The 20,349-nt window shown below is 44.0% G+C and carries 13 protein-coding genes; 7 read left to right on the forward strand and 6 right to left on the reverse strand.

Annotated elements, in window-relative coordinates; genetic code table 11:
- Positions 1 to 52: 52 nt before the first annotated feature.
- The 3 genes from DXA54_RS26215 to dxs are packed head-to-tail and all read right to left on the reverse strand — an operon-like array spanning position 53 to position 4,774.
- Positions 53 to 1,504: a TrkH family potassium uptake protein gene (locus tag DXA54_RS26215; RefSeq protein ID WP_004315050.1), complete on the reverse strand. Its 1,452-nt coding sequence runs from the start codon at positions 1,502 to 1,504 to the stop codon at positions 53 to 55.
- 23 nt (positions 1,505 to 1,527) lie between these two features.
- Positions 1,528 to 2,868: a Trk system potassium transporter TrkA gene (gene trkA, locus DXA54_RS26220; protein WP_004305310.1), complete on the reverse strand. Its 1,341-nt coding sequence runs from the start codon at positions 2,866 to 2,868 to the stop codon at positions 1,528 to 1,530.
- Position 2,869: 1 nt separating this feature from the next.
- Positions 2,870 to 4,774 (reverse strand): 1-deoxy-D-xylulose-5-phosphate synthase, encoded by a 1,905-nt coding sequence (gene dxs / locus DXA54_RS26225; protein ID WP_004315051.1) that lies wholly within the window; start codon positions 4,772 to 4,774, stop codon positions 2,870 to 2,872.
- 167 nt (positions 4,775 to 4,941) lie between these two features.
- Between dxs and DXA54_RS26230 the strand changes: the two genes are divergently transcribed.
- The 5 genes from DXA54_RS26230 (at position 4,942) to DXA54_RS26250 (ending at position 13,021) form a co-directional block, all read left to right on the forward strand.
- Complete coding sequence (locus DXA54_RS26230; protein ID WP_229091938.1) at positions 4,942 to 5,961, forward strand: GSCFA domain-containing protein; 1,020 nt, start codon at positions 4,942 to 4,944, stop codon at positions 5,959 to 5,961.
- A complete protein-coding gene (locus DXA54_RS26235) occupies positions 5,937 to 8,477 on the forward strand; it encodes a bifunctional UDP-N-acetylmuramoyl-tripeptide:D-alanyl-D-alanine ligase/alanine racemase (protein ID WP_004315053.1) in 2,541 nt (846 codons plus the stop codon). Before DXA54_RS26230 ends, DXA54_RS26235 begins: the two co-directional genes overlap by 25 nt.
- Positions 8,478 to 8,590: 113 nt before the next feature.
- The gene (tatA, locus tag DXA54_RS26240) at positions 8,591 to 8,812 is read left to right on the forward strand and encodes a twin-arginine translocase TatA/TatE family subunit (protein WP_004301497.1); all 222 of its coding nucleotides are present in this window, start codon (positions 8,591 to 8,593) and stop codon (positions 8,810 to 8,812) included.
- Between the two features lie 17 nt (positions 8,813 to 8,829).
- The gene (gene tatC / locus DXA54_RS26245; RefSeq protein ID WP_032852553.1) at positions 8,830 to 9,672 is read left to right on the forward strand and encodes a twin-arginine translocase subunit TatC; all 843 of its coding nucleotides are present in this window, start codon (positions 8,830 to 8,832) and stop codon (positions 9,670 to 9,672) included.
- Positions 9,635 to 13,021 carry an AAA domain-containing protein gene (locus DXA54_RS26250; RefSeq protein WP_120081048.1) on the forward strand — a complete coding sequence of 1,129 codons (3,387 nt, stop codon included), beginning with the start codon at positions 9,635 to 9,637 and terminating at the stop codon, positions 13,019 to 13,021. Before tatC ends, DXA54_RS26250 begins: the two co-directional genes overlap by 38 nt.
- A gap of 392 nt (positions 13,022 to 13,413) precedes the next feature.
- On the opposite strand, the gene DXA54_RS26255 is transcribed toward DXA54_RS26250, so the two are convergent.
- The 3 genes from DXA54_RS26255 to DXA54_RS26265 all read right to left on the reverse strand — a co-directional run bounded on the left by DXA54_RS26255 (position 13,414) and on the right by DXA54_RS26265 (position 17,546).
- Positions 13,414 to 14,931, reverse strand: coding sequence for an MFS transporter (locus tag DXA54_RS26255; RefSeq protein WP_004305304.1), 1,518 nt, complete (start codon positions 14,929 to 14,931; stop codon positions 13,414 to 13,416).
- A 266-nt stretch (positions 14,932 to 15,197) separates the two neighbouring features.
- Positions 15,198 to 16,118 carry a 5-dehydro-4-deoxy-D-glucuronate isomerase gene (gene kduI, locus DXA54_RS26260; RefSeq protein ID WP_099145998.1) on the reverse strand — a complete coding sequence of 307 codons (921 nt, stop codon included), beginning with the start codon at positions 16,116 to 16,118 and terminating at the stop codon, positions 15,198 to 15,200.
- Between the two features lie 24 nt (positions 16,119 to 16,142).
- A complete protein-coding gene (locus tag DXA54_RS26265) occupies positions 16,143 to 17,546 on the reverse strand; it encodes a PTS galactitol transporter subunit IIC (RefSeq protein ID WP_008648905.1) in 1,404 nt (467 codons plus the stop codon).
- A 301-nt stretch (positions 17,547 to 17,847) separates the two neighbouring features.
- Between DXA54_RS26265 and DXA54_RS26270 the strand changes: the two genes are divergently transcribed.
- Positions 17,848 to 19,047, forward strand: a complete 1,200-nt coding sequence (locus tag DXA54_RS26270) for a glycoside hydrolase family 88 protein (RefSeq protein ID WP_032852554.1) — start codon at positions 17,848 to 17,850, stop codon at positions 19,045 to 19,047.
- Between the two features lie 9 nt (positions 19,048 to 19,056).
- Complete coding sequence (locus DXA54_RS26275) at positions 19,057 to 20,028, forward strand: pectinesterase family protein (RefSeq protein WP_120081050.1); 972 nt, start codon at positions 19,057 to 19,059, stop codon at positions 20,026 to 20,028.
- The last annotated feature ends 321 nt before the right edge of the window (positions 20,029 to 20,349 follow it).

Consider the following 20,349-nt stretch of genomic DNA (forward strand, 5'->3'; position numbering starts at 1 on the left):
ACAGTTGAAATAAAAAAGAGATTACCACCAAATTTGACGAAGAACCGAATTCTTAATTCTTTTTCCAGAAATCGGAAGTGAAAAGCAATAATACTGTAAACAATTCCAAGCGTCCCAAGAGCATTAAGAAAGAAAGCAGCCATTTGGCAGCATCAGGCAATGCACTCCATGAGAAAGCCGGACCACATCTGCCGAGGCCTGGTCCCATATTACCTATGCTTGAGATTACGGTTCCTATTGATTCCAGAAAACCGACTCCTAAGCCCATCATGACAAGTACACTGATGATAACAATGACCACATACAAAAAGGTGAAAGCCAATACAGTAGACTGAATGGAAGGGGAAATAACTTGCTTATTTACCCGCACCGGGAGTATGGCGTTAGGGTGAAGAATATGTTTGAATTCATTTTTCACTACTTGAAACAGGATAACCATACGAATACACTTGATACCTCCTGTTGTACTGCCGGCACAAGCTCCGATAATCATCACAATAATGAGGCAGCCCCAGAGGATAGAAGGCCAGAGCATATAGTCAGCTGTGACGAATCCCGTAGAAGTTTGCAATGAAACCACTTGGAAAAGCGATTTTCGGAATGCCTCCTCTACTCCCATAGAAGAAGTCTGATGGAGCCAGATAGCAATGAATAGAGTGAAGAATGAAACACAAATAAAGTAGAACTTCAGTTCCGCATCATGTAGGAACTTCTTAATCTTCCCATTAAACATCAACAGCAGCAACGTGAAGTTAATACCTGAAAGGAACATGAAAATGGAAATTACATAGTCTATGTAAGGTGAATGGTAATATTCAATGCTGGCCTGTTTGGTAGAGAACCCACCAGTGCTGGTCGTAGCAAAAGCATGACATACACTGTCGAATATACTCATGCCACCACCTATTAATAAAATAATCAGCGTTCCCGTCATTCCGGCATAAATACCCCAAATCCATTTAGCAGTGATGCCAATGCGAGGATGCACTTTATCATGAGTAGGTCCGCTGGCTTCTGCTGCGAACACCTGAATTCCGCCCACACCGAAAATCGGCAGAACGGCAATGGTGAAGAATACAATACCCAAACCACCTATCCATTGCGTCATAGCCCGCCAGAAAAGTATTCCGTGGGGCATCGACTCTATATTATTCAGAATAGTGGCACCTGTACTGCTAAATCCGGACATCGTCTCAAAAAATGCATCCGCAACATTGGGAATATATCCTCCTATATAATAAGGTAACATTCCGAAAAGGGAAAAGGTAACCCATGCTGCGCTGACGATGACATATCCATCGCGGCGATTCAGGGATTTCACTGCGTCTTTCCCGATGGCAAGCAGCAGAAAGCCAATACAGGCTGTGACAGCAGATGAAATCAGGAAACTCTGCAAGTCATTCTCTTTATAAAAAAGAGAAACCGCTCCACAACATAACAGCATTGCTGTTTCTATCAGAAGCAGAAAGCCCAGAATCCGGAATATCATCTTTGAATTAATCATAAATTGGTTTAGTTATCTTATGCTTAATTAAAGAACTTCTCAATCTTTTTAATCATCATACTCAGGCAGAATACGACTACATGGTCGCCGGGACGGATTTGTGTATCACCCGTCACCAAGATACCTTCTCCGTTGCGGATCATTCCTCCGATGGTAGTACCCTTCGGGAGTCCCAGGTCCTTAATCAGGTGTTTGGTGATTTTAGCACCTTCCGGTACAGTGAATTCAGCAACGTCCGCATTGGCAAAAGTAAGACATTTCACATTAGACACATCGGCATCCAACATCATTTGGTAGATATGGCTGGCAGCAATCATTTTTTTATTGATAACAGTACCGATGTCAAGGCTTTCCGCCATACCGATATAGTCGATATTCTCCACTTCTGCCACTGTCTTTTCCACTCCCATACGTTTAGCGGCAAGACAGGCTAGAATATTCGTTTCCGAGTTACCGGTCAGAGCAACAAATGCTTCGGTATTCTTTAGTCCCTCTTCGATGAGCAAATCCATATCGCGACCATCTCCGTTGATAATCATTGTCTTATCATCCAGTAACTCCGTAAGGCGGTTGCAACGGTTCAGATCATTATCTACTATTTTCACCTGCATATAGTCCGGCACATATTGTGCGGTACGGACTGCGATACGGCTTCCCCCCATAATCATCACATTGCGTACGTCGGCATAATCTTCCTTGCCGGCTATCTTACGAATATAAGGAATATACTTGCGGGTAGTGGTGAAATAAACAATATCATGCAATTTAATGACATCGTCTCCACGGGGAATAATCGTTTCCGTTCCACGTTTGATGGCTACTACGTGATAAGGTATGTTAGGACCGCCTAGCTGATGCAGCGGTATATTCAGGATTTCAGCCTTTTCGCGCATCTTCGTGCCAATCAGAACTAGAGAACCTCCACAGAACTCCCACCATTGGCGTACCCAGCTCATACGCATGGAAGATACGATTTCTTTGGCAGCCAGCATTTCCGGGTAAATCAGAGAATCTACTCCCAACTTCTGGAAAAACTCTTTATTTTTGGGCAGAAGATATTCGTAATTGTCGATACGTGCCACTGTCTTTTTAGCTCCCAGATTGGTAGCCAGCATACAGGCAGTCATGTTACGGCTTTCGTCCGGTGTGACTGCGATAAACAGGTCGGCTTCTTTGACGCCCACTTCTTTCAATCCGGAGATGGAAGAAGGAGAAGCGGCAACAGTCAGCAAGTCAAAATTGGCACTAAGAGCGCTTAGTTTCTCTTCGTCATCATCCATCAAGATGATATCTTGCTTTTCGCGCGATAACAACTTGGCCAAATGGGTGCCTACGTTGCCGGCACCGGCAATAATAATCTTCATGTCAATTGATAAATTCTTTTATTTTAGTCAGAATCCCTTCTTCATCCATGCCGCACAGTTGATACAGTTCGGCAACTGATCCATGCTCTACAAATAGGTTGGGGATACCGATACGCTTCACGGTTGGTTTGTATTCGTTGTCTGCCATAAATTCAAGGATAGCACTACCCATACCGCCTTTGATAATCCCGTCTTCGATAGTCAGGACACGTTGGAATTTGCGTCCTACCTCATGTAATAGCTCTTCGTCCAGCGGTTTCAGGAAACGCAAATCGTAATGGGCGATCGACAGACCGAAATCAGCTTCTGCCCGGGTGATGGCACGGGCGGCTACGTTTCCTATCGGTCCGATAGTAATCACTGCAAGGTCGCTACCCTCTTTCAGTTTCCGTCCTTTTCCTACCGGGATCTCTTCTAGCGGACATTTCCAGTCCACCAGTACGCCGCGTCCACGGGGGTAACGGATCACGAACGGTCCCTTGTCCGGCAATTGTGCCGTATACATCAGGCGACGTAATTCATGTTCGTCCATCGGGGAACTGATAGTCAAATTAGGGATCGGGCGTAAACATGCCATATCAAAAGCTCCGTGATGAGTAGGACCGTCTTCGCCAACCAATCCGGCGCGGTCGAGGCACAAAACAACAGGGAGATTCTGAATCGCTACGTCGTGGATGATATTATCATGCGCCCGTTGCATAAAAGAAGAATAGATATTGCAGAATGGTTGCAGTCCGTCTTTTGCCATCCCACCGGAGAAAGTAACCGCATGTCCTTCGGCGATGCCTACATCAAACGCACGTTTGGGCATTTTCTCCATCAGTATATTCATCGAACAACCGCTAGGCATGGCGGGAGTGACACCGACAATCTTCGGATTGGCTTCGGCAAGCTCTACCAATGTATTTCCGAATACATCCTGGAAAAGCGGAGGCATTCCTTCAGTGTTGGCAATGAAACGTTCGCCGGTGACCGGATCGAATTTGCCGGGAGCATGCCATTCGGTAGCGTGTTTCTCCGCCGGACCGAATCCTTTTCCTTTGATAGTATGTAGATGCAGGATTTTAGGTCCTTGCATATCTTTGATATCACGTAATACTCTTGCCAGGTTCTTTACGTCGTGTCCGTCTATCGGACCGAAGTAACGGATATTCATCCCTTCGAAAATATTCTGTTGCTGTGCAGCCATTGATTTCAGGCTGTTCCCGAAACGTATGAGCGCTTTGCGACGTTCTTCGTTTAGGATGCCGAGCTTGAATAACATGCGCGAGAGCTTGAAACGTAACTGATTATAGCGGTTGGAAGTTGTCAGGTTGAAGAGATATTGCTTCATACCTCCTACACTACGGTCAATGGCCATATCATTGTCATTCAGGATAATGAGCAGGTTGTTCGACGTGGCAGATGCATTGTTCAGCCCTTCAAAAGCCAGTCCGCCACTCATGGAACCGTCGCCGATGATGGCTACTACATGGCGTTTGACATCTCCTTTTCTGGCGGCTGCGACAGCCATACCGAGAGCTGCAGAAATAGAATTGGAAGCATGTCCGCACGTGAAAGTATCATATTCGCTTTCTTCCGGAGACGGGAAAGGGCGGATTCCTCCGAGTTTCCTGTTCGTAGAAAAGGCTTCACGGCGTCCTGTCAGTATTTTGTGGCCGTATGCCTGATGTCCCACGTCCCATACAATACGGTCATAAGGTGTATTGTAGACGTAGTGTAAAGCTACGGTCAGCTCCACTGTTCCCAGACTGGCAGCAAAATGCCCCGGGTTGCAGCAAAGTTCTTTAATAATGTCTTGCCTTAATTCACTACATACCTCCGGCAGTTGCTCTACGTCTAGTCTTCGCAGGTCGTCAGGATAATTGATAGTGTTTAGCAAGTTATATATCGGTTCATTCTTCATGATTCGAGGAAATTTAGTGCAAAAATACGAAAAGAAAGTATATTCGCCCCCCTTTTTTTTATAAAATCTTATTCGGCATAGGGACGTATCTGTTTTTCCATACTCCCTAAGATTATTGAATCGTGAGGAAAAAGAGGTAGGAAATTGTTTTTTGATTACTTTTGCATATGAAACGTAATGAAATGATGGAAAATCGTATGAACTTTCAAACATCTGTAGAATTGCCTGCCGGGATGCCACCTGTCAGTCATGCAGATCGTATTCTTTTGATGGGCTCCTGTTTTGCAGAAAATATCGGGAGACAATTAATGGACGCCGGGTTTCAGCTGGATCTGAATCCTTTTGGTATCCTTTATAATCCTTTGTCCGTCTCATCCGCTTTGAGAGAGATTATGGGACATAAAGAATATACCAGCCAGGATTTGTTTACCTACAAAGACTTATGGCATAGTCCGATGCATCACGGCTCTTTTTCAGCTTTTACGCCCGAAGAAACGTTGCATACCATAAATGCCCGTCTTCATCACGCCCATCAAAGACTACCGGAGTTGAACTGGCTAATGGTAACTTTGGGCACCGCTTATGTTTATAAACAAAAAGAGAGTGGGCAAGTGGTAGCCAACTGCCATCAACTGCCGGAAAACCATTTCTTACGTTACCGGCTTACTGTTGAAGAAATTGTAGAAGATTATACAGCGCTCATCACCGGAATGGCAGCCTGCAATCCGGAATTAAAATGGCTGTTTACAGTCAGCCCGATCCGTCATATACGCGACGGAATGCACGCCAATCAATTAAGTAAATCTACGTTGTTACTGGCCATCGACCGGTTGCAGCAATTGTTCCCGGAACGAGTGTTCTACTTCCCCTCTTATGAAATCATATTAGACGAATTGCGTGATTATCGCTTCTATGCTGACGATATGCTGCATCCGTCTCCTCTGGCGATTCGTTACCTGTGGGAACGCTTCTCCGAAACCTTCTTTTCCGCTGAAACAAAGCAGGTTATCATGGCAGTGCAGGACATCCGCCGGGACTTGGCACATAAACCCTTTCACCCCGAGTCAGAGGCGTATCAACGCTTTTTAGGACAAATAGTGTTAAAAATAGAACGACTTATCGGAAAATACCCGTACTTAGATTTTCAAAAAGAAACAGAACTATGTCATATGCGATTGAATCCATAGCCAAAAGTATCGGTGCCCGCCGTATGGGCAAACATAAAGCGACTATTGATTGGCTGTTAACAGACAGCCGCTCTTTGAGTTTTCCGGAAGAAACTCTCTTTTTTGCTTTAACTACCAAACGAAATAGCGGAGTCCGTTATATCCCCGAATTATACGACCGGGGCGTACGCAATTTTGTAATAACAGAAGAAGACTTTAAATTAATTGAGAATGGAGAATTGAAAATGGAGAAATCTGGGCAGGATGATGATGCGCAGCCAATTCTCAATTCTCAACTCTCAACTCTCAATTTCCTTATCGTTCCCAATCCTCTGAAGGCTTTGCAGAAGCTTGCCGAAGCGCATCGTGATAAATTTAAAATCCCTGTGATCGGTATCACCGGAAGCAATGGAAAAACCATTGTGAAAGAGTGGTTGCACCAGTTACTTAGTCCGGATCGTTGTATCGTCCGTTCTCCGCGTAGCTATAATTCGCAGATCGGAGTTCCTCTTTCTGTATGGCAACTTTCAGAAGAAGCAGAACTGGGCATTTTCGAAGCCGGCATCTCCGAAATGGGAGAGATGGGAGCCTTGAAACGAATGATAAAGCCTACCATTGGTATTCTGACCAATATCGGCGGTGCCCATCAGGAAAATTTCTTCTCATTGCAAGAGAAATGCATGGAGAAACTGACGCTTTTCAAAGACTGCGATGTAGTGATTTACAACGGCGATAACGAATTAATCAGTAATTGTGTCGCAAAATCAATGCTGACTGCACGTGAAATAGCCTGGAGCCGTAGGGATATTGAACGTCCGTTGTATATCAGCCGTGTAATCAAGAAAGAAGATCATACCGTTATATCCTATCGTTATCTGGAAATGGATAATACATTCTGTATTCCTTTCATCGATGACGCTTCCATTGAAAATGTGCTGAATTGCCTGGCAGCTTGTCTTTACCTGATGACACCTGCCGACCAGATCACCGAACGGATGGCCCGTCTCGAACCGATTGCCATGCGTCTGGAAGTGAAAGAAGGAAAGAATAACTGCGTATTGATTAATGATAGTTATAATTCAGACCTGGCATCGTTGGATATTGCACTCGACTTTCTGGTACGCCGTTCGGAAAAGAAAGGCTTGAAGCGGACACTGATCCTGTCGGATATACTGGAAACCGGCCAAAGTACCGCTACGCTCTACCGGCGTGTAGCACAGTTGGTGCAGAGTAAAGGAATAAATAAACTGATTGGTGTAGGGCAGGAAATATCCTCCTGTTCCGCTCGTTTTGATGACGATCTCGAACGCTACTTCTTTCCTAACACAGAAGCACTTCTTACATCCGGCATACTCAAATCACTTCATTCGGAAGTAATTCTGGTAAAAGGTTCGCGCGTGTTCAACTTTGATTTGGTATCCGAAGAACTTGAATTGAAGGTGCATGAAACCATCCTTGAAGTAAACCTGGGAGCGATGGTCGCCAATCTGAACCATTACCGTTCCATGCTTCGCCATCCGGAAACAAAGGTGATCTGTATGGTGAAAGCATCCGCTTACGGAGCCGGTTCGTACGAAATAGCCAAGAGCTTGCAGGAACACCATGTCGATTATCTGGCTGTGGCCGTGGCTGACGAAGGTTCCGAACTTCGCAAAGCAGGTATTACCGCCTCTATTATAATTATGGATCCGGAGCTTACGGCATTCAAAACCATGTTCGATTATAAGCTGGAACCGGAAGTCTATAATTTCCATCTGCTTGATGCGCTCATCAAAGCAGCAGAAAAAGAAGGAATCACCAACTTCCCGATTCATGTGAAACTGGATACAGGTATGCACCGTCTGGGCTTTGCGGTAGAAGATATACCATTGCTCATTCGTCGTCTGAAGAATCAGAGTGCGGTGATCCCCCGTTCGGTATTCTCTCATTTTGTAGGAAGTGATTCGCCGCAGTTCGACGCTTTCACTCGCAGGCAGATTGAATTGTTCGAGAAAGGCTCGCAAGAATTGCAGGCTGCCTTCTCTCATAAGATTCTCCGTCATATCTGTAATACGGCAGGAATCGAGCGTTTCCCTGATGCACAATTTGATATGGTGCGCTTGGGAATCGGACTTTATGGAGTTAGCCCGATAGACAACTCGATTATACATAATGTAAGTACGTTGAAGACTACCATTCTTCAGATACGGGATGTTCCCCAAGAAGATACGGTAGGATATAGCCGGATGGGGCATTTGGCACGTCCTTCACGCATTGCGGCCATTCCTATCGGCTATGCGGATGGATTGAACCGCCATTTGGGACGCGGCAACGCCTATTGCCTGGTGAACGGAAAGAAAGCTCCTTATGTAGGGAATATCTGTATGGACGTCTGCATGATCGATGTGACGGATATTGATTGTCGGGAAGGCGATCAGGCTATCATCTTTGGTGATGATCTTCCGATTACGGTGTTGTCCGATAAGCTGGATACGATCCCTTATGAAGTGTTGACAAGTATATCGACACGGGTGAAGCGGGTATATTATCAGGATTAGAATTTTCTAATAACCCTGTGTTGTCATAAAAAACAGGGCTAATCTATGTAACCTGTGGTGAAAATGATTATATTTGCAGCAACTATTAAAAACCTCTTATATCAAATAAACTTATGACAAACTTATTATTGTTAGGCTTTTTGCCTAGTGGTTCCGAATGGATTATTATCGCTTTGGTTATCCTTCTTCTTTTTGGTGGAAAGAAAATACCTGAACTGATGCGCGGATTAGGCAAAGGTGTAAAAAGTTTCAAAGACGGTGTGAACGAAGCGAAAGATGAAATAAACAAGGCAAAAGACGAGTTGGACAAACCTGTAGATCCTTCTAAGAACTAAAAGAGCACAACATACGGATGGCAGAAATGACCTTTTGGGATCATTTGGACGAACTGCGTAAGGTGCTTTTTCGGGTAGTTGGAGTTTGGTTTGTATTGGCGATAGGCTATTTTATTGCTATGCCCTACCTCTTCGACCATGTAATACTTGCACCTTGCCACAATGATTTCATATTCTACGATTTATTACGGCATATCGGTAAAACATTTGATTTGACCGATGACTTCTTCACACAACAATTTTATGTGAAGCTGGTCAATATCAACTTGGCTGCTCCTTTCTTTATTCACATGTCGACAGCATTTTGGATGTCGGTGGTGACGGCTATGCCTTATATCTTTTTTGAAATATGGCGTTTCATCAATCCCGCTCTTTATCCGAATGAGAGAAAGGGCGTGCGTAAAGCATTGACTATCGGAACGGTGATGTTTTTCATCGGCGTACTGCTGGGTTACTTTATGGTTTATCCGCTGACTCTCCGTTTCCTGTCTACCTATCAGTTGAGTTCGGAAGTGGAGAATATCTTGTCGCTTAATTCCTATATAGATAATTTTATGATGCTGGTTCTCTGCATGGGATTGGCTTTTGAACTTCCGTTGGTTACATGGCTGCTTTCTTTGCTGGGAGTGGTGAACAAGTCTTTCTTGCGGAGATACCGCCGTCATGCGGTGGTTGTCATCGTGATAGCAGCTGCTATTATTACTCCGACAGGCGATCCCTTCACATTGAGTGTCGTAGCTATTCCACTTTATCTGTTGTACGAGATGAGTATTTTGATGATAAAAGACAAGAAGAAAACCGAAGAGGAAGAGGAAGTAGAAGATGAAACTGGAGATGAAGTTGCCTTGTCCGAAGAATGAAGCGATAGAATCTTATGAAATCCTTTTAGCAGTTTGCCGGGCAGAAGATGCCTATCTTGCCGTAGGATATAAGCAAATGCGCGACTTGCTGGAACGCATTTGTCGCGGGCAAATGCAAAACGAAAGTTTACAGATGACCGATCTTTCCGCACGAATTAGTTTTGTGTCAGCTAAGGTGGGTCTTTCTGTTACAGAGCAGAACCGGCTGCATACTTTCCGGTTAACTTCAAATGCTATCCTGAACCGTCAACAAGAGCCCAACCGGGAACAACTCTTGCGGGATGCGAAAACTCTGGCTTTCTTTATCCGTAAACTCTTGGATGAAGATATTCCTCTGGAACTATATCGACTATTTCCGCGTGCGGATGCCACCTATTTGGTTGCGCCTCCTGCCCGCGAGCGGGTACAGCGGATGCGTGTCTGTTTCCAGTATGCCGACGAACAATATCTGTATGTGACTCCCTTGGATGAAGTTTCTGAGCAACCATACCTTGTCCGTTATAATGTTCCTCAAATCAATGAAGAGTTTGCAGAAACGTGCAAGCTGCTTTGGCGGCATGCGCAAGTCAATTTATTGGATGTAGCCATCGATGAAGCAGGAATCCTGACCCCTTCTTTTATCGTACTCGAACCGGATTACTTGCTCGACATCAGTTCCCTTGCCGAGTGTTTCCGTGACTACGGACACCATCCGGCCAACTATTTTCTTTCCCGTCTTCAACCGATCGAAAATGCTCGTCCTTTATTACTGGGAAATATAGCCAACCTTTTTCTGGACGAATGGATTCATGCAAAGAGTGAAGAGATAGACTATCGTACCTGTATGCAGAAAGCCTTCCGGCGTTATCCTATTGAACTGGCCGCCTGCTCTGATTTGCGAGACAAGGAGAAAGAACGCCAATTCTTTGAAGACTGCAAATTGCACTTCGATCATATTCGTGAAACAGTAAATGACACCTTTCATGCAGCCGGCTATGAGCTTGACAAGACAGATGCCGTGCTCGAACCATCTTATATTTGCGAAGCACTCGGACTCCAGGGACGTCTTGACTATATGCAGCGGGATATGTCTTCTTTTATCGAAATGAAATCCGGTAAAGCGGACGAGTATGCTATCCGGGGCAAGGTAGAACCGAAAGAGAATAATAAAGTACAGATGTTGCTTTATCAGGCGGTATTGCAATATTCGATGGGAATGGATCACCGAAAAGTGAAAGCTTATTTGCTTTATACCCGCTATCCGCTTCTTTACCCTTCCCGTCCTTCGTGGGCGATGGTACGCCGGGTAATTGATTTGCGTAACCGGATTGTAGCCGATGAATATGGCATCCAATTACGAAACAGCCTGGAGTATACGTCACAAAAACTGGAAGAAATTAATGCTTCCACCTTGAATGAACGAGGATTGAAAGGGCGTTTCTGGGAAACATACCTGCGTCCTTCTATTGATAACTTTCAATCGAAGCTGAAAGCTCTTTCCGCATTGGAAAAGAATTACTTCTATGCGGTGTACAACTTTATAACAAAGGAACTTTATACCTCAAAATCCGGTGACGTGGATTATGAGGGACGTACAGGGGCAGCTTCTTTGTGGCTCTCTACATTGGCGGAGAAATGTGAGGCTGGAGAAATCATTTATGATCTGAAAATAAAGGAGAACCATGCCACCGATGAATATAAAGCCGGACTTACTCTTACCGCTGGAAGTGAGATGCTTCATGCTGAAACTTTCCTTCCTAATTTCCGTCAAGGCGACGCCATTATCCTTTATGAACGAAACTGTGATACAGATAATGTCACCAATAAAATGGTTTTCAAAGGCAATATCGAGTATCTGACAGAAAACGAAATAGGTATCCGCTTGCGTGCTACCCAGCAGAATCCATCCGTACTTCCGGCCGAAAGCCTTTATGCCATAGAGCATGATACAATGGATACGACATTCCGCTCGATGTATCAGGGATTATATGCTTATCTTTCTGCAAGAAAAGAACGTCGTGACTTGTTGCTGTCACAACGTCCTCCGAGGTTTGATAAATCATTGGATTCCATGATTTTCTGTTCGGAAGACGATTTTACGCGAGTCGCCCTGAAGGCAAAAGCCGCACAGGACTATTTCCTTCTTATTGGACCTCCGGGAACAGGCAAGACTTCATGTGCCTTGAAGAAAATGGTAGAGACTTTCCATGCAGACAAGGATGCGCAGATTCTTTTGCTTTCCTATACCAACCGGGCGGTTGATGAGATATGCAAGTCGTTGGCTTCCATTGCTCCGGCAGTTGACTTTATCCGGGTAGGAAGTGAATTGTCATGTGATGAAGCCTACCGCGTGCATCTGATTGAAAATGAATTATCCTCTTGCAACCGTCGTTCGGAAGTTTACGAGCGTATTCGGAATTGTCGGATTATTGTGGGAACGGTAGCGGCTATTTCCGGTAAGCCGGAACTGTTTCGCTTGAAACATTTTGATGTAGCTATTATTGATGAGGCTACCCAAATCCTGGAACCGCAGTTGTTAGGAATCCTCTGTGCACGTGGAGAAGATGAAAAAGATGCAATAGATAAGTTTGTATTGATCGGAGATCATAAGCAACTGCCTGCTGTTGTGCAGCAAAACGCGGAACAGGCGGCAATCTATGATGAATCATTACTGTCTATCGGATTGAGCAATCTGAAAGATTCTTTGTTCGAACGTCTTTATCGGAACTGTACGGCAGCCTGTTCATCGTCTGCTATTCATCGTTCCTATGATATGCTTTGTCGTCAGGGACGCATGCATCCGGAAGTTGCCTTATTTGCCAATCGTGCTTTTTACGGGGGGCGGCTGATTCCTGTCGGACTACCTCATCAAATAGAGGACTCGGACACGATCTGCCGTTTAGCCTTTTATCCGTCTGTGCCGGAGAAAGCAGGAGCATCTGCCAAAATCAACTATTCGGAAGCACGTATCGTTGCGGATTTAGCCGTTCGCATTTATGAACACCATCAGTCGGATTTTGACGAATCCCGTACTTTAGGAATCATTACTCCTTACCGGAGTCAGATAGCATTGATTAAAAAAGAAATAGAATCAGTAGGTATTCCGGTTTTGAATCGCATTCTGGTTGACACGGTGGAGCGGTTCCAGGGAAGCGAGCGTGATGTAATAATCTATTCCTTCTGTGTCAACTACCCTTATCAATTAAAATTTCTATCCAATCTGACGGAAGAAGAGGGTGTTTTGATTGACCGAAAACTGAATGTTGCCTTGACCCGTGCAAGGAAACAGATGTTCATCACGGGAGTTCCCGAACTCTTGGAACGCAATCCTCTCTATAAAAGTTTATTAAAATTAATAGAAGGCTCCTGAAAAATTGCATCATTTTTGCAGATGTTAGTTTTTATTCTCTCTTTATGCAATTCATTAACACCTCTATATTGAACAAACGCCTATATTTGCAACACGTTTTTTTCATAGAGATTTAGATTTAAGGTTAGAAGAATTGTGGAAGTCGTGAGACTTCCCTTTTTTTCATCTTAACGTTTACTATACTTCATTATAGGAATGCAAAACACTGTTTTTTAGTGTTACGTTTAAAAAAATTGCAGGAGGATGATGCAGGATAAGTAAACCTAAAAAGCCTTCTTCGTGAGAAGAGGCTTTTTTATTTTTCATTTTTTGAATAATTGGTTAAAAACAAAAGAGTAATCCGTCACCGGATTACTCTTTTGTTTTTATTGATAGTATCTATTGAAATGGAATTAATCCAATACGATAGGTTTGTATTTCGGAACTAATGCCTTCATGATGACCCAACCAAGCAGATAAGCTACTGCACACACGCAGAAAATTATGAAATATCCGGCAGGTTTACCTTCGAAGCCCATGAATGTCATGGCAGGGTGTACGAATTGTGCTCCTTGTTCGAGCAATTCTTTCGTCATTTCCACCTCTTTGCCGTCAACCATTGTTGTTCCGGAAGCATATACGAACAAGTTACCTGCCACTTTCTGAAGAATCATAGAACCTACGCCTCCTGCCATACCACCGATACCGGTAATACTTGCAATAGCCGTTCTTGGGAACATATCACCTACAGTAGAGAAGATGTTAGCTGACCAGGATTGATGAGCAGCACCACCGATACCGATTAAAATAACCGGGAACCATGGAGAAACCGTACCTAACGGCTGTGCCAACAATACAACCAATGGGAAGAAGGCGAAGATCAACATCGCTTTCATACGGGCTGCATAAGGATTCATACCCGTTCTGTTGATGAAGATGGTAGGTAATTTACCACCATAGATGGATAACATGGTTACCGCATAAAGCGTAAAGATTAATGCCATACCCAACGGGTCGGAGGTTTTGATGCCGAATTGAGTATTCAGATAAGACGGAGTCCAGAAAAGGAAGAACCACCATACACCGTCAGTGGTGAACTTACCGAAGATGAAGGCCCATGTCTGCTTGTAGCTGAAACATTGCCAGAACTTCATTCTTTTTTCATCTTTCTCATCTGTCATCGGAGCACTGCCTGCTTCGCGCTGGTCTTGTTCAATATAATCAAGCTCTGCCTGATTGACATGTTTGCTTTTAGATGGAGCATCGTACATGAATACCCAGAATCCCATCCAAATGAAGCCAAGTCCACCAATCACGATAAATGCCATTTCCCAACCGAACGCTTTGGCTAAGATAGGAATGGTAAGAGGGGCAATCAATGCGCCGATTGACGCACCCGCATTAAAGATGGAAGTAGCATACGCACGGTCTTTTTTAGGGAAATACTCTGCAGTTACTTTAATAGCGGCAGGGAAGTTGCCAGCTTCTCCTAAGGCCAGAATACAGCGGGCAGCGAGGAAGCAATACATACTGACAGTAGCGATAACGACAATAGTGTCTCCTGTTGCACCAGCCAGTTCTGCTGCGCTGTGGAGACCAACGTGAGCTTCTGTGATGATGCCGCAGACAGCATGGAGGCAAGCACCGGCAGACCAGACACCAATGGCCCAAAGGTAGCCTTTTTTAGTTCCCATCCAGTCGACAAAACGACCGGCAAACAGCATACATATAGCGTATACAATCGAGAAAACAGAAGTAATAGTACCGTAGTGAGATTCGTCCCAGTGGAATTCTGGTTTGATAAATTCATCCCATGTCAATGAGAGAACCTGACGGTCGAGATAGTTAACTGTGGTAGCAAAAAATAGCATAGCACAGATAGTCCATCTGTAGTTTGTCATTTTTTCGCCTGTTTTTTGAAATGCATTCATGATAATGGATTTAAATAGATTTTGTTTCGTTGACAAAGGTCGGTATTTAGACTGAATTTTATTTGTAAAAATTGGTCAAAATCATGTATTATTCGTTGCATTATAGTTGGATTTTGTTACATCCTATATATAATAAGGTAACGAATGTTTGTTCTTTGGGGGAAGAATATGCAAAATCCGGAAAACTTCATTCCTTTCTCTCGCAGGAGAAAAGAATGAAGTTTTTCGGATCATTGATTATATGTATGAACAGGAATACGCAACGATTAGCGCATTTCTGTATATTTGATTTTGTCCATATCTCCGTAGTCGAGGTTTTCACCTGCCATACCCCAGATAAACATGTAGTTGCTTGTTCCGGCAGCAGCGTGAATAGACCATTCCGGTGACATGATAGCTTGTTCATTCTGCATCCATACAATACGCTCTTCTTGAGGTTCGCCCATGAAGTGACAGATCGCATTTCCTGCCGGTACATTGAAATAGAAGTATGCTTCCACACGACGAGAGTGAGTGTGTGCCGGCATCGTGTTCCATACGCTACCCGGTTTCAACTCTGTCAGTCCCATCTGTAATTGGCAAGGACCTTCTTCAAGTACGTTGTTAACAATTAACTGGTTGATAACGCGGTCGTTGCTTTCTTCCATCTTTCCGGCAGCAAATGAGTTGGCTTTCAGAGAACCTTTGCGTCCGTCGATAGTAATCAATTGAGTTTTGTATTCCTTGTGAGCAGTAGCCGAGTTGATGTAGAACTTGGCAGGATTGCTGGAATCTTTGCTCTTGAAAGTCACTTTCTGCTTGCCTCTACCTACGTATAAAGCATCTTTGAATTTCAGCGTATATTCTTTACCGTCTACGGTTACGATACCTTCGCCACCAATGTTGATGACACCCAGTTCGCGGCGTTCAAGGAAGAATTTAGATTTCAGCGGATCAATCGTTTCAAGTACCAGTTCTTTTGTTGCAGGTACTGCACCACCGAAGATCAGGCGGTCGTACATTGAATAAGTAACGTTGATTTCATTCGGAACCATTACTTTCTCCATCAGAAAGCTACTACGCAGGCGGTTGGTATCATACGTTTTCACGTCTTGAGGACTGCAAGCCACTTGCATCTTGTAATTCACCTGGGCAGAAGCAGACATCGCTGCGATACCCAACATCATTGCAATTGCTAATTTTTTCATCATCTTTTCTTTATAGGATTTATATTATTCTTTATGGGTTGATGCATTCTTTGCGTCATTTCTAGTCATGCGGATACGGTTGTAGATAGCCATTCCGAGTGCCAGTGCCACGAGGATGGCAGGACCGATAATCTTCAGACTGTAAGTCAGGTGGAAGATACCCCAACAGAAGAGGCTGGAAGCAAAGTCGAGTGCTCCACCTTCAAAACCGGCGGGGATATTCACTGTCGGGTCGCCCGTTGCGGCATATACATCTTTGGCGGCCAGTGTGAAGAAGCCTGCCAGTCCTGTCACGAAATACAGACCGACTGTCAAAGCCACCAGACCGATAATAAATGATTTCACTACGTTACCTTTTGTAATAGGCAGAATCATCGGGAACAAGTAGAACATACCTGCCAGGGAAGCCAGCGGTAAAAAACGGTTGCCCGGAAGGATAACAGCCAGGAAGATAGTTACAGGGATTAAAAGTAGAGATACCACCAGGGTAGTCGGGTGACCGATTACCAGTGCAGGGCTCATACCGATGCTCAATCCGGTGTTATTCTTATATTTCTTAGCAATCAGCTCGCGGGTAGCGTCAGAAATAGGTTTCAAACCTTCGATGAAGAGACTGGTGATACGTGGAATTAATTCCATTACCGCACCCATCTTGATACCCAGTCCTAAAATGCCCGGAATACCATCCAACACTTCTTTCCAACTGGCACAACCCAGTGCGCCGATACCGCAACCGATCACAATACCCAGGAACAACGGTTCACCCATCAATCCGAATTTCTTTTTCATGCCTTCCGAGTCGATATTCAGTTTGTCGAATCCCGGGATTTTATCAAGTAGTTTATTAATTACAATGGCAAACGGAACAAAACTTTGGCAAAAAGGTTGCGGAATAGAGATACCTTCCATTTTATCATAGAACTTTTGGAAAGCAGGAGCAGTCATATCCGCCATTACCAGTGTAATGATGTAGCAGATGATTGCTGCAAAGAAGCCCCAGAAGATATTGTCGGAAGCAAAATAGACGATGGCTCCGATAAAGGCGAAATGCCAGTAGTTCCAAAGGTCGATGTTGACGGTGCGGGTTGTTTTGGTAAGCAACATCAGTAAGTTAACACCCAGACAGACCGGGATAATAAAAGCACCGACAGATGTATTGTAGGCAACTGCTGCTGCAGAAGGCCATCCCATGTCGAAAATACCCAGTTCCAATCCGTAGATTTCTACCATTTTACTTAGTGCAGGGCCCAGGCTGCTGGTAAGCAACGCTGTGACTACCGATAAACCAACGAAACCGACACCTACCAATAAACCGCTTTTCAGCGCTTTAGAGAATTTAATACCGATACATACTCCTAAGATTGTGAAAATGACCGGCATCATCACTGCCGCTCCAAGACCGATAATGTACTTGAATACTTCTTCCATTCTGTTCTATTTTTTCTCTGTTTTAATGATAAATTACCTGTGTTTCCCCAGAGGGTATTAGTTGTAAACCGTGCCAAAAGTAAGACCTTTTTTGCTTTCTTCCAAAACGAAACTCTTAATTTATGAGATATTGCATCAAAAATGGACATTTTTGACGTTTGCGTGCACAAAATTAGTCGTTTCCGTGCACGAAAAACAAAAAATGCACCTACTTGACTAAAAAATCCCACTGGCTTTGGAGGAAAAACACTACTTTCGTAGCGTGAAAGACTTGTATGTTTAATCCTTAAAATAACAAACCATGAGACGAACTCTTTTTTATAATTTTTTTATATTGACTCTGCTGGTTACAATGTCACTTCCGGCATCGGCACAACAGGTAGACAGCAGGCTTCCCTGGTCTGTGCGGCTGACTGAATCGGAAATGATCCGTTACCCGGAATCCTGGCAACTTGACTTTCAGCCGAAACTGAAGTGGGATTATTGCCACGGACTTGAACTGGGAGCCATGCTCGATGTGTACGACGCTTATGGCGACAAGAAAATTCGCGATTACGCCATCGCGTATGCGGATACAATGGTGCACGAGGACGGAAGCATTACCGCTTATAAATTAACCGATTATAGCCTCGACCGTATCAACTCCGGAAAAATCCTTTTCCGTATCTATGAGCAGACCAAGAATCCTAAATATAAGAAAGCGCTCGACCTGCTTTATAGCCAGTTTGAAGGACAACCGCGTAATGAGGACGGTGGTTTTTGGCATAAAAAGATTTATCCCCACCAAATGTGGTTGGACGGAATTTACATGGGAGCTCCTTTCTACGCGGAATATGCATTCCGTAATAATCTCCCGCAGGATTATGCAGATGTAATCAACCAGTTTGTCACTTGTGCCCGTCATACGTATGATCCTAAAAATGGTCTTTATCGTCATGCGTGCGATGTAAGCCGCACTGAACGTTGGGCGGACCCGGTGACCGGACAGTCGAAACATACGTGGGGGCGTGCGATGGGATGGTATGCGATGGCTCTGGTAGATGTGCTTGAATTTATTCCGCAGCATGAAGCCGGAAGAGATTCTCTGCTTGATATCTTGAATAATGTAGCTGTGCAGGTGAAGAAACTTCAAGATCCGAAGACTGGAGGATGGTATCAGGTGATGGACAGAAGTGGTGACAAGGGGAATTACGTAGAATCTTCCTGTTCCGCTATGTTTATTTATTCGCTCTTTAAGGCTGTTCGTCTGGGATATATTGACAAGTCTTATCTGGATGTGGCTTTGAAAGGCTACAAAGGATTCCTGGATAATTTTATCGAGGTGGACAGCAATGGATTGGTAACCATCACCAAGGCTTGTGCAGTGGCAGGGCTAGGAGGAAAGGTCTATCGTTCCGGTGATTATGACTATTATATTAATGAAACTATCCGCAATAACGATCCGAAAGCCGTAGGACCTTTTATTATGGCTAGCTTGGAATACGAACGTTTACAAAAGTAATTTCCGACGATGAAAAGGACTATTTTAAAAAAAATGATGTGTTTGCTTCTACTTAGTGTGGGAGTAACATCTGTTTATTCACAACAACAGCAACGCAAAGACACATTAGTTGTGGCACGCGACGGGACAGGAGAGTACCGCAATATTCAGGAAGCTGTGGAAGCTGTCCGCGCTTTTATGGACTATACAGTGACGATTTATATCAAGAATGGTATATACAAAGAAAAAATAGTCATTCCTTCCTGGGTAAAGAATGTGCAATTAGTGGGCGAAAGCGCAGAAAAAACGATTATCACTTACGATGACCATGCTAATATCAATAAGATGGGTACATTCCGCACTTATACGGTGAAAGTGGAGGGGAATGACATTACTTTTAAAGACCTGACGATTGAGAATAATGCGGCTCCGCTGGGGCAAGCGGTAGCTCTTCACACCGAAGGTGACAGGCTGATGTTTGTCAATTGTCGTTTTCTGGGAAATCAAGATACTATTTATACAGGCACCGAAGGAGCACGCCTTCTATTCACGAATTGCTATATTGAGGGGACTACCGATTTTATTTTTGGTCCTTCCACCGCTTTATTCGAATATTGTGAGCTGTATAGTAAACGTGATTCGTATATCACTGCCGCTTCCACTCCTCAAAGTGAAGAATTTGGCTATGTTTTCAAAAACTGTAAGTTGACAGCCGCTCCAGGAGTGAAAAAAGTATATTTGGGACGTCCGTGGCGTCCTTATGCGGCAACGGTCTTTATCAATTGTGAGTTTGGCAATCATATTCGTCCCGAAGGATGGCACAATTGGAAGAATCCGGAGAACGAAAAGACAGCCCGTTATGCCGAATTCGGAAATACGGGTGCGGGTGCAGATGCTTCCGGGCGTGTGGCATGGGCTAAACAGTTAACGAAGAAGGAAGTAGCGAAGTATACTCCGGAAAATATCTTTAAAGAAAGCAGCAATTGGTATCCTTATAAATAAAAACACGTAGGGTTTCCGACTGTTTATATGGCTTGAAATTTTTCTTTCCGGGCTTGGCTCTTTAGTCTCCTTAGCTTGAAACACTCATTTCAAGGCAGGAAACTGTCGTTTCCCTTCGTGGAAACAGAATTTGTCTGCGTGCAAAAAAGATCATATCAGGTGTTGCAGATAAACATCTGTAAAGGTATCTGCAACGGTATCTGCAACACTGCAATAGTTTGATTGCTAATAAAATACAGGCGAAATGTTGCAGATGGCAGATAAAAACAAAAAAATAAGGTTCTTCGTCAAATTTGGTGGTACTTCTTCTATTGTGAATAA

It is taken from the genome of Bacteroides sp. OF03-11BH, from assembly GCF_003604005.1.
In the GTDB taxonomy this organism is placed as follows: domain Bacteria; phylum Bacteroidota; class Bacteroidia; order Bacteroidales; family Bacteroidaceae; genus Bacteroides; species Bacteroides ovatus.

What these genes read in the sequence shown, in the direction of transcription:
- DXA54_RS26215 (WP_004315050.1), bottom strand. Translation starts at nt 1,504, where the DNA reads ATGATTAATTCAAAGATGATATTCCGGATTCTGGGCTTTCTGCTTCTG.
- trkA (WP_004305310.1), bottom strand. Translation starts at nt 2,868, where the DNA reads ATGAAGATTATTATTGCCGGTGCCGGCAACGTAGGCACCCATTTGGCC.
- dxs (WP_004315051.1), bottom strand. Translation starts at nt 4,774, where the DNA reads ATGAAGAATGAACCGATATATAACTTGCTAAACACTATCAATTATCCT.
- DXA54_RS26230 (WP_229091938.1), top strand. Translation starts at nt 4,942, where the DNA reads ATGAAACGTAATGAAATGATGGAAAATCGTATGAACTTTCAAACATCT.
- DXA54_RS26235 (WP_004315053.1), top strand. Translation starts at nt 5,937, where the DNA reads ATGTCATATGCGATTGAATCCATAGCCAAAAGTATCGGTGCCCGCCGT.
- tatA (WP_004301497.1), top strand. Translation starts at nt 8,591, where the DNA reads ATGACAAACTTATTATTGTTAGGCTTTTTGCCTAGTGGTTCCGAATGG.
- tatC (WP_032852553.1), top strand. Translation starts at nt 8,830, where the DNA reads ATGGCAGAAATGACCTTTTGGGATCATTTGGACGAACTGCGTAAGGTG.
- DXA54_RS26250 (WP_120081048.1), top strand. Translation starts at nt 9,635, where the DNA reads ATGAAACTGGAGATGAAGTTGCCTTGTCCGAAGAATGAAGCGATAGAA.
- DXA54_RS26255 (WP_004305304.1), bottom strand. Translation starts at nt 14,931, where the DNA reads ATGAATGCATTTCAAAAAACAGGCGAAAAAATGACAAACTACAGATGG.
- kduI (WP_099145998.1), bottom strand. Translation starts at nt 16,118, where the DNA reads ATGAAAAAATTAGCAATTGCAATGATGTTGGGTATCGCAGCGATGTCT.
- DXA54_RS26265 (WP_008648905.1), bottom strand. Translation starts at nt 17,546, where the DNA reads ATGGAAGAAGTATTCAAGTACATTATCGGTCTTGGAGCGGCAGTGATG.
- DXA54_RS26270 (WP_032852554.1), top strand. Translation starts at nt 17,848, where the DNA reads ATGAGACGAACTCTTTTTTATAATTTTTTTATATTGACTCTGCTGGTT.
- DXA54_RS26275 (WP_120081050.1), top strand. Translation starts at nt 19,057, where the DNA reads ATGAAAAGGACTATTTTAAAAAAAATGATGTGTTTGCTTCTACTTAGT.